This window comes from Haladaptatus rarus, assembly GCF_054177585.1.
Map to the genome: position 1 here is coordinate 11,982 of NZ_JBPEHG010000011.1, position 14,003 is coordinate 25,984.

The window sequence follows — 14,003 nt, forward strand, 5'->3', positions numbered from 1 at the left end:
GAGTGGTTCACATGAACTGGAAGCAGTACTACAGAACCCATCGAAAAGCCATCGTCACGGGGACGAGTGGCCTGTTGTACGTCGGCGGTTGGAGCCTCGGCTACGTCACGACGTACGATACGGCGAGCGCGGCCATCCTCGTCCTGGCGGCGGTGGTCGGTGGGTACGACATCGCTAAGAAGGCGTACTACACCCTTCGGAGCGGCTCCGTCGGCATCAACACGCTGGTTACGCTGGCCGCCATCGGCGCGATCATCATCGGGGAGTACTGGGAGGCGGCGGCGGTCGTCTTCCTGTTCTCGCTCGGAAGTTACCTCGAAAGCCGGACGATGCGACGGACGCGGAACGCGCTCCAGGAACTGCTGGAGATGGTTCCGTCGACGGCGCTCGTCAAGCGCGACGGCGAGCAGGTCGAAGTTCCCGCTCACGAGGTCGAGGACGGCGAGATCGTCATCATCCGTCCGGGCGAGAAGATCCCGGTCGATGGCGAGGTCGCCGATGGTGAGAGCGCCGTCAATCAGGCTCCGGTGACCGGCGAAAGCGCACCAGCGTACAAAGCACCCGGTGACGAGGTGTACGCTGGAACCATCAACCAGGATGGGGCGCTCTCGGTCACCGCCACGGGAACCGGGTCGGATACGACCCTCCAGCGGATCATCCGCCGCGTCGAAGAAGCACAGGAGGCAAAAGCGCCGACGGAGACGCTCATCGAACGGTTTGCGAAGTACTATACGCCCGCCATCATCGCCCTCTCGGTCGGGGCCTACGCCGTGACCCGAAACGAGATGATGGCGTTGACGTTGCTGGTCATCGGCTGTCCCGGTGCGCTCGTCATCGGGCCTCCCGTGAGCATCGTCAGTGCCATCGGCAATGCGGCGCGAAACGGCGTCCTCATGAAAGGTGGTGAGCACCTCGAAACCGCCGGGAAGATAGACCTCGTCGCGTTCGACAAGACGGGGACGCTCACCAGGGGTGAGACGACCGTCGCCGACATCGAGGGCTTCGGAATCGACGACGACGAGGTACTTCGACTCGCAGCGACGGCGGAGAAGAAGAGCGAACACCATCTCGGTAGCGCCATCCTCTCGGCTGCCGAAGAGTCGGACGGCGACGACGCCACCCTCGCAGATGGTGGGACACTGGCACAGCAACGACAGGTTCCCGACCCGGATTCTTTCGAGGTCGTTGCTGGAAAGGGTGTCGTGGCCCATCACAATGGACGGGAGATACTCGTCGGGAACCGGGCACTACTCGAAGAACGTCGCATCTCCATCTCGGACGAGATCGCCGAGTACGTCCGTGACCGCGAAGAATCGGGCGAAACGGCAGTTCACGTCGTCCGTGACGAAACCGTGGTCGGCGTCATCGCGCTCCGCGACGAACTCCGCGAGGCGGCACCGGGCGTCGTGACGACCCTGCGTGAAGCCGGTGTCGAAACGGTGATGCTCACGGGGGATAACGAGCGCCCTGCACGAACGGTCGCCGAGGAGGTCGGTATCGACGAGTACGAGGCCGAACTCCTTCCCGAGGACAAACAGGGAATCATCGAAGAATACCGCGACGAGGGATTCGTCGTGGCGATGGTCGGCGACGGCATCAACGACGCACCCAGTCTCGCAACCGCCGACGTCGGAATCGCCATGGGTGCCGCCGGAACGGACACCGCCATCGAAACCGCAGATATGGCGCTGATGGCCGACGACTTAGAACGCATCCCGTACGCCGTGAAGCTCAGCAAAGCGACCCGGCGCAACATCTACGAGAACGTCGGCATCGCCGTCATCACGGTGCTCCTGTTGCTCGCGGGCGTCCTGACGAGCGCCGTTCACCTCGCGGGCGGCATGCTCGTCCACGAGGGGAGCGTTCTGCTGGTCATCGTGAACGGGATGCGACTCCTACGATACTGACCAAAACGACGATCAACCAACTTCGAACGATAACAACAGCGACATAGATCATGAGCAAACCGACAAACGAAACGACAGGGACGAAAGAATCGACGAACGAATCGACAGGGACGAACTGGCAGATCGATTACGAGGCCGTTGAACCCATTCGAATCCGGGACCCCGTCGCTGAAGCACTGACGGTGCTGGAACCGGGCGACCCATTCGTGGTCAGCTATGAGGACGTGGTCAAAGCTGCGGGCCACTCCTGTCCGACTGCTGCGGGAGCCTACCGAATCGCCCAACTGGGGCTAGACGCGCTCTACCCGGACGACCTTCCCGTTCGAGGAGACGTCGAGGTGACCGCAGGTGGACCGGTCGACGACCCGAGTTACGGCGTGATGTCACGGCTCATCTCGTACGTCACGGGCGCTGCCAGAGAAGACGGATTCGGCGGTCTCGCTGGCGGCTACGGCGGTCGGAAGAACTTCCTCTCGTTCGGCGACCTCGACGGCGACGGCGTCACGTTCGCCTTTCGCAGAACCGATACGGGCGACTCGGTCGAGGTAACGTACCACACCAGCGAGATTCCCGACGCGGGGTCCGCCGTTCAGTCCCTTCCGAAGTTGATCGACGGAACCGCGACGGACGAGGAGCGAGCAGCCTTCGCGGAGGCGTGGAACGGACGCGTTGGGGCCGTGCTCACGGATGATTCCATGTTCTCCTTCGAACGAACCTCGTAGCAGGAAATAGTAGCAGAAAGAGGACCTCGTAGCGGGAAACGGTCGCAGAAAGAACTTCTTCTCTCGCCGGTCACCGTGGTGAATTCACGCACGCGTGCCAGTACAATTTCAGTACAATTCAGTCATTAGATACTTTTCAGTATTTCTCAGTATGTCTTAGTATAGGTCAGTACGGTAGGTTTCTCTTGGTACGTCCGTCGATGCTATCGATTTCGGGAGGAGGATACTCGACCGCAGGTGACTGGGGCGGTCGAACCATCACCCAGACACACCCTATCGTCTCCTGACTGGACGTGGGGTGTCCTTCTCCCATCTTGTGTCGGGTCGTTCTGGTGGCTTGGGAACTGGAGTACCCGACACTCGTGGAAAGGAGTGGCTTCACATAATCCGTTGTGACCAATTCATCGAAACAGAAATCCGTGACCGTTGATACCAACCGGCGAAACGGGCGGTCGACCCCGTCCGTTTCGCTGACGACCGTATTTGATTTCGTCGAACGCGGTCGTTCGAAACCCTTTCCGGCATACGAAAACTCATCACGGGGTGGTGTGTGCTGGCTAGTAACATGAATCCCTTCGACGAACGAACGACGAAACAAGGTGATCGGTGAGACGATGTTGCCACGACCGGCCACTGCGTACGACGCCATCGAACGAGAACTCGCCGACAGTGACGCCAGCGCGTTCGTCCACGTCGGCGACCGGTTCGACGACCACCTCCGGTATCTCACCGGCTTTTCCGGCCCGGATCGGGAGTATGCGTTCGTGTACGTTGCCGGGCGGGCGATACTCTGTGCGCCACGGTTGTTCGCCGAGCAAGCACGACGCGAGTTCGTCGGCGACGAGATTCGAACGCCGAGCCAACAGGCGGGCGCGACCGCGACCGCGCGAGCCATCGAAACGGTTCGTGAGTTCACCACCGCGAACCGAATTGTCGTCCCCGACCATGTCTCGAACCACGCCGTCGCCACGCTTTCGAATCACTTCGAGATCGTCTCGACCGATTCGGACTTCGGGCGAGCGCGGAAATCGTCGGACGAGCGGGCGTGCATCGCGTCGGTACAGGCCGCTGCACAGCAGGGGATGGCCCGCGCAGAAGCCGTTCTCGCCGACAGCAAGGCTCGGAAGGGCGTACTCCACTGGGAGGGCGAACCGCTCACCACCGAACGTCTGCGCCGAGAGGTCGATGCGGTTCTCGCCGGTCACGGTGTTCGGAACGCCGGAAACACCGTCATCGGTGCAGGCGAGTCCTGTGCCGACCTCCATTTCACCGGCAACGAGGAGATTCGACCGGACGAGACCGTTTTGCTCGACATCTCACCACGTGGCCCGCACGGCTACTACGGTGACCTGACTCGCACGTTCGTCGTCGGGTCGGTCCCCGAATGGGAGCGAGCGGCCTACGACGCCGTCCGCGATGCACAGGATGCGGCGTTCTCGAAGCTCGACTCCGGTGCCGGCATCCGGGCCGAAGCCGTTCACGAGCGCGTCGCTCGGACCCTTCGAGACCACGGATTCGAGGTCGGTGACGTTTCCACCGGAATGTATCACGGAACGGGCCATGGTGTCGGACTCTCGCTCCACGAATCACCGTCACTGTCGAGCGACGAACCGTTGCAGGCGGGTCACGTCGTCACGGTCGAACCAGGCGTCTACGACCCAGAACGGGGTGGCGTCCGCATCGAAGACCTCGTCGTCGTCACGGAGTCCGGCTACGAGAATCTGACCGACTATCCGCGTCGGATTCGGCCGACCACGGGATAGCGTCCGTCGTCGAAATCGAATTCGCTACGCTGTCGCCCGCACGTACGAGTGACATCGAGAGAGAAAGAGTGATATCCTGACCCGCTACTTCTCCGGCCATGCGATTTCTCCAAGAAGACGCAGACGACCGGGCCGCTGTCCACGACGTTCACGCCGCTGCGTTCCCGACGGTCGATGAAGCGATACTGGTCGACTCGCTCCGTGAGAGCGATGCGTTCGTCTCGGAACTCTCGCTCGTCGCAAAGGACGGTGATCGACTCGTCGGGCACGTCCTCTTCACGCAGGTAGAGATTCCGGGAACCGAGCGCCCGACGAACCATCTGGTACTTGCACCGGTCGCCGTCGCGCCGGAGGAACAGAGACGGGGTATCGGCAGCGAACTCATCGAAACGGGGTTGGAGACGGCGGCGAACCTCGGCTACGATAGCGTCATACTCCACGGCAGCACTGCGTTCTATCCACGGTTCGGTTTCACGCAAGCGAGCGAATTCGGTCTCGACAACCCGTTCGACCTTCCTGACGAAGATTTCATGGCGCTCGAACTCCACGAGCAGTCCCTCGCGGGTGCAACCGGCGAGGTCGGCTATCCAGACCCGTTTTTCGACCTCTGAGGTCTGTTCGCGTCGTGGAGCCGGAGATAGTGTCGGTTGCTTCGGACTCAGTCTGTCTTTTTTCACTCTCTGTGACTGCTCGCGTGTGACTCGGGCACACCGCTGTTCTACTCGGGCGTCGCCCGTAGAAGACGGCGTCGTGCAGGGAGGGTCGGAAGGGGGTGGGTGTCACGTAAGTCGTAAGGCATGGTATGACATGGTACAGTCTCCTTCCTCCCTGCAGTTCAGGGTTCCGACTTCAAAAACAAATAATTTCTGGCTAAAATAATCATATCGGAATCTAAAATCATAAATTCACTTTGCATTCGTTCATCGGTTCGCTTCCCCCCGCGTTCACGTTCGCCCTCCGTATCTCCTCGCCCATTCCCTCGTCTTCGCGTGAGCACGACACTTAATATCGTCCGTGCTGAGATGACCTGTGTCTTCGACCACACCATCACACCGATGGAGCGGTTCTTCGGAGGCTGTGAGGGAGACATCACGATGACACGAAACAAGTCAGACTCGGAGCAGGCCCCGGCTGAAAAGGTGACTGCCCCACGTCGTTCCGTGCTGAGATACGGTTCGCTGGCGGCGATACCGCTCGGTGTTTCCGTCGGTTCCGTCCCGGTCGGCGGACAAACGACTGCGACAGACGGGCTGGAATCCGTGGCGATCTATATGCTCGATGCACAGCTCTATCGAAACGAACCGTTCGCCGTCGTCGCCGGCCCACTCGCCCGAATGCCCACCGTAACCGACACGAACGGTTTCCGTCTTGACCTCTCGAATCACGACGCTTATCTCGTCCAGTACCTCGATGCCGTCAACCAGTTCACCGTCGTCTTCCCACACAAGGGCCTGAACTTCGAAATCGGCGACGAATTCGAAGTCGTCCCGCTGACGGCAGGCGAACGAAACAGCATCGAGGACGGGTTCGAGTTCAAGATCAGGGAGACGGCGGACGGACGCCAGAGCGGTGACCTTCCGCCGATCCCTCCCGACGTCGTCGCCGTGGTCTTTCCCCTCCCGGTTTCGTTCTATCAGCGGTGACTCAGTCGAAGACGGTCATCGCCACGAACGCGTTGTTGAGGGGGTGATAACCCGGTTCGACCTCGATTCCGTGATTCGAGCCGTCTCGGTCGTTCGTCCGAGACAGTCGCTCGAACCAGTTTCCGTACTTCGGATTAACGAACTGCTCGTCGGCGTACTCCCACAGTCTCTCGTACCAGTCGAGATAAGCGTCGTCGCGTTCTCCCAGAAGCGTCGCCGCTCCGATCGCCTCCGCGACCGCCCACCCGTACTTGTCGGCGATGACCGGTTCGCCATCTTCGTCGACCGTGTAGAAGAATCCGCCGTACTCGTCGTCCCATCCCATCTCGACGGCGAGGTCGAAGAGGTCTCGTGCGCGCGCCGTCAACCATTCGTCATCTCTGAACTCCGAGAGCACCGAGAGCAGTTTCGCCCATTCGACGTGGTGGCCGGGCTGGTAACCCCAGGGTCGGAACTGATGGCGGCGGTCGTCTCTGTTGTACTCCATATCGTGCTCCCACCTCTCATCGAAATGCTCCCAGAGACGACCGCCCGTTTTCGACGCGAGGTCGTTCACGAGCGAGTCGGCGATGGAGTATGCGCGGTCGAGATATAGGTCCGTTCCTGTCGCTTCATAGGCCGCGAGTAACGCCTCGCAGGTGTGCATGTTCGCGTTCTGTCCGCGGTACGGTGCGAGGCTTTCCCAGTCCCCACCTGCCCGGTCGGCACACAGTCCGTACTCCGATTCCCAGAAGTGGCGGTCGATGATCTCGAACGCGGCTTCGAGTTCTTCTCTCGCACCGGGGATTCCCGCCTCGATCGCCCGCGCGCTCGCCAGCAACACGAATGCGTGGCCGTAGCAGTATCGCGTCTCGTCTTCGGTCGTCGTTCCCTGCAGTATCCAGTCGTATCCGCCGTGTTCGTCGTTCCAGTGGTGGTTCGAGAGGAACGAAAGACCGTGTTCGGCGGCCGTTCGACACCAGTCCGGCCCGTCGACGAGAACGCCGACGCTGAAGTTGTGGACTGCCCGCGCGGTTGCGACGAGATGTTTCGTGCGTCCGTCGTAGACGTGACCGTTTCGCTCGTCGAGTTGTGCGACGTAGCCGCCGAAACGATGGTCGATACAGTCCGGGTAGTAGAAGTTCAAGACGTTCAACACCCGCTGGCGGAGCACCCACGGATCACGATGGTTCGGCGAGGGCATACTTCTGATGTGGTCGGCGGGGATATTTGGCTCCACTGGCGCGGGAACTTCGAACGTCGACACCATACCATGTTCGAAGAGAACGGAACAACACCGAGTATAGCCGAACTCGAAGCGGTCGGGTCGGTCCCGACCATCGAACAGGCCGAATCGATGACGAAACCGGGCGGCACCACGCTCGTGTTCGGCGTGCCACCGCAGGATGCGACGATCGAACTCAGTCCGTTCGGCCTCTTCTTCGAAGAGTGTGCCATCGTCGACGCGTTCTCGCTCACGCGACACTCCTTCGAGCGAGCAGTCCGTCTCCTTCGGGCAGGACGTATCGATTTCGACTCGCTCGTCACTCACCACATCGGATTGGGAGAACTGCCGGACGCATTCGAGCGAATGGCGAACGCAAACGGCCTGACGAACCTCGTTCGACCGAATCAGCGGTGACTGTCGCTGCGGAACTCGTATCTATTCGTTCGAACAGTTCAGCGGAATCAGTCGGAAGCAGTCGAAATCAGTCCGCAACTCGCAGACGAAGTTCGATACCATCCGGGTCGGTCACTTCGATTTCATCGTCGTTCCCAGAAATCTCGATCTCGTGCTCGTCGAGGCGGTGCCGTACCGAATCCAATGTCTCTCGTTCGGGGACGACGAGTTCGAACCATCCGAGACCGCGGCCTGCCGGTGGTTCGGTTCGCCCGTTCCAGACGTTCAACCCGACGTGGTGGTGATAGTCGCCAGCGGCGACGAACAACGCGTCCGAACCGAATCGCTGTCGAAGCCGTAATCCGAGGATATCGACGTAAAATTCACGCGCAGCCGCCAACGACGAGACTTCGAGGTGGACGTGACCGATCGTTGTTTCGGGCGGAACCGATGGTGTTCCTAGTTTGCGGTCACCGATCTCGTCGATGTCGAGTGGTTGCGTCTTCATGCCGACGGTGCCATCGTCTGCGATTGGCCACGCCTCTTTTGGCCGGTCGTGGTACACCTCGACGCCGTTACCTTCCGGGTCGGTGAAGTAGATGGCTTCGCTCACGAGGTGATCCGACGCGCCATCGAGCCGCCACTGTTCACGAACGCGCCGCAATGTGTCTCCGAGGGCAGTTCGGGAGGGAACACGAATCGCGGTGTGAAAGAGTCCGGTTTCCACTTGCGTTCGTTCTGGTATCTCGGGATTCGAGTACAGTTCGAGCAGTGCTTGGTTCGGCGTTCCGAGCGTCGCTCGTTCGCGCTCTCGATTTAGGACGGTGAGTCCGACGACGTCCCGATAGAAACGAACCAGTCTATCGAGGTCGTTCACCTGCATCGCAACGCGTCCGATGTGGGTCGTTTCGGGGAGGCTAGTATCGACGCTCGTCATCATGTATCCTTGATTGGGTACCCAGAAAACGATATCGCACGAGACGGCAGTCACGTCGATAGGCCTTTGCAACTACCGTCCGTGGATTTGGGTAATGACACGTTCGGATCGTTCACTCGAACTCTCCCGTGACGAGATGAGTCAGATGATCGATGAGGCGACCGAGCACATCGTGAATCATCTCGAAACGCTTCCGGAACAATCTATGGGAAACGTCGACGAGGCCGAAGCACAAGCCGAGCGTCTGGAAGAGCCTCTTCCCGAGGAACCGACATCGTTCGACGAGGTGCTCGACCTGCTGTTCGAGGAAGCCATCCCCTATTCGCTGAACACCCCGCATCCGGGATATCTCGCCTACATTCCGGGTGGTGGACTGTTCCATTCTGCCGTGGCCGACCTCATCGCCGACGCCACGAACCGATATACGGGGACGTGGTTCGGCGCACCTGCACTGGTGCGAATCGAGATGAACGTGGTCGAGTGGTTCTGTGAGATGGTCGGCTACCCCGAGGAGTCCTTCGGCCTGCTCACGACCGGTGGTTCCATGGCCAATCTCATCGCGTCCGTCACTGCTCGACGCGACCGCCTTCCTGATGATTTCCTCGACGGGGTCATCTACACCAGCGACCAGTCCCACCATTCGGTCGCAAAGTCTGCGGTACTGGCCGGATTCCCCCCAGACAACGTTCGTTCGATTCCGACAGACGAAACCTTCCAAATCCAGGTCGATGCGCTCGAACAGGCCATCGAAGAGGACCGGAGTTCAGGCAGACAGCCCTTCCTCGTGGTCGCAAACGCTGGAAGCACGAACACGGGTGCGGTGGACGACATCGAAGGACTCGCCGACCTCTGCGACCGAGAAGACCTGTGGCTTCACGCCGATGCCGCATACGGTGGCTTCTTCGTCCTGACCGAGGAGGGAAGCCGACGACTCGTGGGCCTCGACCGCTGTGACTCCATCACACTCGACCCGCACAAAGGACTCTTCCTTCCCTACGGAACGGGCGCACTACTGGTTCGAGACGGTGAAACGCTAGCTCGTGCACACGCTGTGAGTGCCGACTACATCCCCGACTGGGAATCCGACTCTGGGTTGGCGGATTTCAGTCAACTTGGCCCGGAACTCTCTCGCGATTTTCGAGGGCTGCGCGTCTGGTTGCCATTGAAGATGCACGGTATCGAGCCGTTCCGCACGAATCTAGCTGAGAAGATCGAACTCGCACAGTGGGCTACCGATCAGCTTCGCGAGATGGAACACGTCCGCGTCGTGGCCGAACCGCAACTCTCGACGCTCGCGTTCCGTCTCGCCCCCCCGAACGTCGACGAAGAGCAGCTCGACGCCCTCAATCAGGAACTGCTGGAGGCGGTCAACCGCCGAGGCCGAGTTCATCTCTCGGGAACGACACTGGATGGACGGTTCACGGTTCGAATCAGCGTCCTCTCCTTCCGAACTCACCAAGAGCACCTCGAACACTGTATCGAGGATATCGCGGCGGCTTCCCGACAGTTACTGGACTGACTGCCAACAGCGAATCTACTATGTTGGGCGACCGTAATAAATGGAGATCTATCGATCCAATGACACCGAGAAAAGCGATACTTTCGTCGGTCGAGTCGTCCCCTTTTTCCTCGGCGGGCTCCTGTTCAGCATCTTCGGATTCGGACTCATCGGGGCCGAATATCACGTCGAAAACGAGTGAAGTGATCTCCCTGTATCTTCAGTCGACAGGCTCGAACACGGGGGCTGGCATCCCATCCAGTTCGATGCTGTCGGTGAACTCGACGGTGTCTCCGATCTCGACGCGCCCCTCGATACGTCCCAGAAGGCGAGCGTCGCCGAGTTCGACGAGGGCGACCTGATACGGCCCCTCGACTCCCTCAGGAGGGACGTTGATGGTGGTTTCGCTGTGAACCGCTCCTTCCTGTGGTAGTTCGTAGGGTGTGAGGTCGCGGTCGCCACAGGCGATGCAGGCGCGTTTCGGCGTGGCGGTGACGTGACCACACGACTGACATCGTAGTCCGAACAGTTCGCCTGCTTCGAGGTGTTCTCGCCACTCAGCGTACGATATCGTCTCGCTCTCTTCGAACTGGTCGCTCGGACTCATGCTCGTCCCTCCATGACCGTGACGACTGTCGTCGCAGCGTCGCCACCGAGGTTGTGTGCGATTCCGGTCGTCGCATCCTCGACCTGACGTCGGTCGGCCTCGCCGCGCAGTTGTTCGGTTAACTCCACGATCTGGGCGGTTCCGGTCGCACCGATGGGGTGTCCCTTCGCTTTGAGACCACCGCTCGGATTCACCGGGATGTCGCCGTCGACGTACGTGCGACCTTCTGCTGCTGCACGTCCACCCTCTCCGTCTTCGAAGAAGCCGAGTGCTTCGATAGCGAGTATCTCCGCGCCGGTGAAACAGTCGTGGACTTCGGCGAAATCTACGTCGTCCGGGCCGATGTCGGCTTGCGTGTAGGCTTCGTCTGCGGCGTCACGGGCGGCCTGTGTCGCCGAAAGGGAGTTTTTGTCACCCAGTGGGACTGCGTCGGTGCTGTGGCCGATCCCCGTTACGTCGACCGGGTCGCCAGCGACGCTCTCTGCGAGGTCGTCTGAGACGACGACGACTGCGGAGGCACCGTCGGAGAAGGGACAGCAGTCCATGAGGTGGAACGGGTCGGCGACGATAGGGCTCTCCAGCACCGCGTCGACGGTCGTGTCTCGACCGAAGTGTGCGTTCGGATTGAACTGGCCGTGGTGATGGTTCTTGACGGCGACCTCCGCGAGCTGGTCGTCCGTCGTTCCATACTCGTGCATGTGGCGTTTCGTGAGCAACGCGAACACACCGGGGAACGTCAGTCCAGCGGGTTGTTCGTACTGTCGATGGGCCGCACTGGCGAAGATGCGAGTCATCGCGCCAGTGCCGAGCCCTGTTTCGGGAGTGCAACGTTCGACACCACCGACCAGAGCGATATCGTGGATGCCAGCCTCGACCGCCTGGACTGCGTGTTTGAACGCATTGGACGAGGTGGCACACGCATCCTCGAAGCGTTGACAGGGGATTCCCTGTAACCCCATGTGTGTCGCCAGTTTCGGCGCGAGGTGGGTGTCGTCCTCGGCCTGCCCGCTGAGCGCGTTCCCCAGATAGAAGGCGTCTATCTCGTCGATACCGACGCCAGCGTCGTCGAGCGCTGGAAACGCAGCATCCGCGAACAGTTCGTCTAGCGGTTTTGCGTGTGGCCCGAACGTCGTCATTCCGGCCCCTACTACGCTTGCTCGTGGCATAGTCACACGTTTTCCGGGCGACAGTATGAAGCTACTGTCTGCCGCAAGTATTCCAACAGCGACAGTCCTCGATTTTTGCGTTCTGCACGTCGTGTCGGCAGTTCCTTCCGGTCAGATTCGTTCAAATCTCTCTGACGCGTTCGTACTCTTCGTTCTGCGCGGCAGCATCCTCGGGGAGCAGTGCCGCGACGAGATGGTTCGCGTACTCGCTGAAGTAGTCCACGAGCATCGCTATCCTGTCCGAGTCGATCGCCTCGAGCGAATCGAGCAGGATGAAGGGGACGCTCTCGTAGACGTCGTGGACGAGATACCCTGCGAGCGCGAACACGAGGCCGGTCACCTCTCGCTCGCTCTCGCTGAGGTGATCTATCGTGTCCTCGTAGGTCGTTCCCGACTCGGTGCTTCGGATGATGTGTAAGTTGAATTGGCTCTCGGTGACCCTCCGACGGCCATCTCGAACCTCCTGTTCCGTGCGTTCTATCCAGATCCGTTCGAGATTCGAGTAATCGAGCAAGTCGAGCACCGCCGCCATGTGTTCGTTGAACTCCTCGACTGCCTGCGCTTCGATCTGGTCGATTCGCGTTCGAAGGTCGGTCAGTTCCTCTCGAATCTCGGCACGTTCGGCTTCCAGTCGGTCTGCTCGTTCGAGCGACGTTTCGATCTCGGTGATCTCCGCTTCGACGTCCTCCAGGTCGGTTTTCAGCCGGTCGAGTTCGAATTCGAGTTGGTTCGCTTCCCGGTGGAGATCGAGTAGTTCGCTGTAGTTCTCCTGTTCGAGCGTTTCGACCTTTCGTTCGAGTTCCTCGATAGTCTCGGTCAACGCCTCACGCTCGTCACGGAGGTCGCCAAGCCGAGACTGGCGGTCGTCTACCTCGGCTTCGAGTTGCCGTAGGCGTCTGTCGGTCTCCTCGCGCTTCCGTCGTTTCGCCTGGAGCGCCGACCGCTCAGCTTCGAGTTCGTCGATCTCGTCACTCACCGCGTTGCGCTCGTCGATCTTCGTCCGATGGAGTTCCCGAATTCGTTCGACCATCTCTTGAATCTCCGACTTCTCGACCTGACTTCCGCACGTCCAGCAGCCCACTTGCTCGGCATCCGTAACGAGCCGATCCGTGACTGTTTCCTTCATCTCCTCCGTTTTCTCCGTCGCCGAATCGGTCTCCGCCGTGGTTCGAAGCGCCTCCTGGACGTCCGGACTCGCCCCATCGAGCAACTGCTCGTTGAACTGGAGTATCGTCTGGAGTTCTCCGACCGTCGAGTTCAGGCGCTGTTTCCGTTCACGCAGTGTCTGTATCTGCTGGTCGGACTGACTCAGCTCGGTTTCCACTTCTTCAGGAAGATTTGCTTGCTGACGTTCGACCTGGGCGATCTCTGTGTGTAACGCCTCGATGCTGTCCGTCTCAGTATCGATGTCGAACCGAACGTCGTCGAGTTTCGAGCGCGTGTCTCGAAGCTCGTCGAGTTTGTCCTCGAGTTCTACTTGCTCGTCGCGCGTTTCGCCTACGTCCACGTCGGTCGCTTCGAGTTCGGCTTCCTTCGCTTCGAGTTCGGCTCGCGTGTCTTCGATCTTCGTCTTCAACTGCATTCGTTCTCGTTCGAGCGCCGGGATTTCTCGTTCGAGCGATTCGAGTTCGTCGAGCTGGGCGTCGAGGTTGCGTTTTTCGGCTTCCAACTCCGCTATCTCCGTTTGGATCGCCTCGGTATCGACCGGGCGCAGTATCAGATCTCGGAGGTCGTCGTCTCGCGCGACCGCGCGACGAGCTTCGTTGGATTCGAGCAAGAACGCGAACAGGTCGGCGAGTTCCGGGTCGTCCAGGTACGGGTCACCACTCGTCGAGACGGTCCCGTTTCGTCGTGTGAGTGTCCGCGTGTGCGTCTCGTCTCCGAGTTCGAGCTCGACAGAACCCTCTGCCGCGTCGCCTTTGAGTGACGCTCGTTCACTGCCGAGCGCCGCCATCATCGCCTGTAGCAGCGACGTTCTGTTCGTGGCATTCCGCCCAGAGAGTATCGTCACCCCCGGCGAGAACGAGACCGTGGTCTCGTCGATCCCCCCGATATTTCGGACAGCGAGTTCTACGCGTGCAGCTTCCCGTTGTCGTGCTCTCATACGAATACCGTGTGTGAAGGGTGTTAATAAATCACTGTGTTGTGCAACATACTATT

Annotated in this window: 13 protein-coding genes; 8 read left to right on the forward strand and 5 right to left on the reverse strand. The window is 60.3% G+C overall.

Features of this window, described 5'->3' with window-relative positions:
• The first annotated feature begins 11 nt into the window (after positions 1 to 11).
• From ACR3FE_RS19585 to ACR3FE_RS19605, 5 genes are all read left to right on the forward strand, one after another.
• Positions 12 to 1,907: a heavy metal translocating P-type ATPase gene (locus tag ACR3FE_RS19585; RefSeq protein WP_458209204.1), complete on the forward strand. Its 1,896-nt coding sequence runs from the start codon at positions 12 to 14 to the stop codon at positions 1,905 to 1,907.
• 50 nt (positions 1,908 to 1,957) lie between these two features.
• Positions 1,958 to 2,629, forward strand: a complete 672-nt coding sequence (locus tag ACR3FE_RS19590) for an FmdE family protein (RefSeq protein WP_458209205.1) — start codon at positions 1,958 to 1,960, stop codon at positions 2,627 to 2,629.
• 614 nt (positions 2,630 to 3,243) lie between these two features.
• The gene (locus ACR3FE_RS19595) at positions 3,244 to 4,392 is read left to right on the forward strand and encodes a M24 family metallopeptidase (RefSeq protein ID WP_458209206.1); all 1,149 of its coding nucleotides are present in this window, start codon (positions 3,244 to 3,246) and stop codon (positions 4,390 to 4,392) included.
• A 98-nt stretch (positions 4,393 to 4,490) separates the two neighbouring features.
• Positions 4,491 to 5,003, forward strand: a complete 513-nt coding sequence (locus tag ACR3FE_RS19600) for a GNAT family N-acetyltransferase (RefSeq protein WP_458209208.1) — start codon at positions 4,491 to 4,493, stop codon at positions 5,001 to 5,003.
• 378 nt (positions 5,004 to 5,381) lie between these two features.
• Entirely contained in the window at positions 5,382 to 6,035 is a 654-nt protein-coding gene (locus tag ACR3FE_RS19605; RefSeq protein ID WP_458209209.1) for a hypothetical protein, read from the forward strand.
• Position 6,036: 1 nt separating this feature from the next.
• On the opposite strand, the gene ACR3FE_RS19610 is transcribed toward ACR3FE_RS19605, so the two are convergent.
• Positions 6,037 to 7,218, reverse strand: a complete 1,182-nt coding sequence (locus ACR3FE_RS19610; protein ID WP_458209210.1) for an AGE family epimerase/isomerase — start codon at positions 7,216 to 7,218, stop codon at positions 6,037 to 6,039.
• Between the two features lie 69 nt (positions 7,219 to 7,287).
• On the opposite strand from ACR3FE_RS19610, the gene ACR3FE_RS19615 reads away from it, so the two are divergent.
• Positions 7,288 to 7,656, forward strand: a complete 369-nt coding sequence (locus ACR3FE_RS19615) for an MDR/zinc-dependent alcohol dehydrogenase-like family protein (protein WP_458209211.1) — start codon at positions 7,288 to 7,290, stop codon at positions 7,654 to 7,656.
• A 67-nt stretch (positions 7,657 to 7,723) separates the two neighbouring features.
• Here the strand turns inward: ACR3FE_RS19615 and ACR3FE_RS19620 are convergent, their stop codons facing one another.
• Positions 7,724 to 8,572 (reverse strand): VOC family protein, encoded by an 849-nt coding sequence (locus tag ACR3FE_RS19620; protein ID WP_458209213.1) that lies wholly within the window; start codon positions 8,570 to 8,572, stop codon positions 7,724 to 7,726.
• A gap of 94 nt (positions 8,573 to 8,666) precedes the next feature.
• Between ACR3FE_RS19620 and ACR3FE_RS19625 the strand changes: the two genes are divergently transcribed.
• Both ACR3FE_RS19625 and ACR3FE_RS19630 read left to right on the forward strand, forming a co-directional pair.
• On the forward strand, positions 8,667 to 10,091 hold the full coding sequence (locus ACR3FE_RS19625; RefSeq protein ID WP_458209215.1) for a pyridoxal phosphate-dependent decarboxylase family protein: 1,425 nt from the start codon (positions 8,667 to 8,669) through the stop codon (positions 10,089 to 10,091).
• A gap of 40 nt (positions 10,092 to 10,131) precedes the next feature.
• Positions 10,132 to 10,272, forward strand: coding sequence for a hypothetical protein (locus tag ACR3FE_RS19630; RefSeq protein WP_458209216.1), 141 nt, complete (start codon positions 10,132 to 10,134; stop codon positions 10,270 to 10,272).
• An 18-nt stretch (positions 10,273 to 10,290) separates the two neighbouring features.
• Here ACR3FE_RS19630 and ACR3FE_RS19635 read toward each other — a convergent pair whose 3' ends face one another.
• The 3 genes from ACR3FE_RS19635 to ACR3FE_RS19645 all read right to left on the reverse strand — a co-directional run bounded on the left by ACR3FE_RS19635 (position 10,291) and on the right by ACR3FE_RS19645 (position 13,947).
• Positions 10,291 to 10,677, reverse strand: a complete 387-nt coding sequence (locus ACR3FE_RS19635) for a Zn-ribbon domain-containing OB-fold protein (RefSeq protein WP_458209217.1) — start codon at positions 10,675 to 10,677, stop codon at positions 10,291 to 10,293.
• Positions 10,674 to 11,843 (reverse strand): thiolase domain-containing protein, encoded by a 1,170-nt coding sequence (locus ACR3FE_RS19640; RefSeq protein WP_458209219.1) that lies wholly within the window; start codon positions 11,841 to 11,843, stop codon positions 10,674 to 10,676. Before ACR3FE_RS19640 ends, ACR3FE_RS19635 begins: the two co-directional genes overlap by 4 nt.
• Before the next feature lie 121 nt (positions 11,844 to 11,964).
• A complete protein-coding gene (locus tag ACR3FE_RS19645; protein WP_458209220.1) occupies positions 11,965 to 13,947 on the reverse strand; it encodes an archaea-specific SMC-related protein in 1,983 nt (660 codons plus the stop codon).
• Positions 13,948 to 14,003 lie beyond the last annotated feature (56 nt).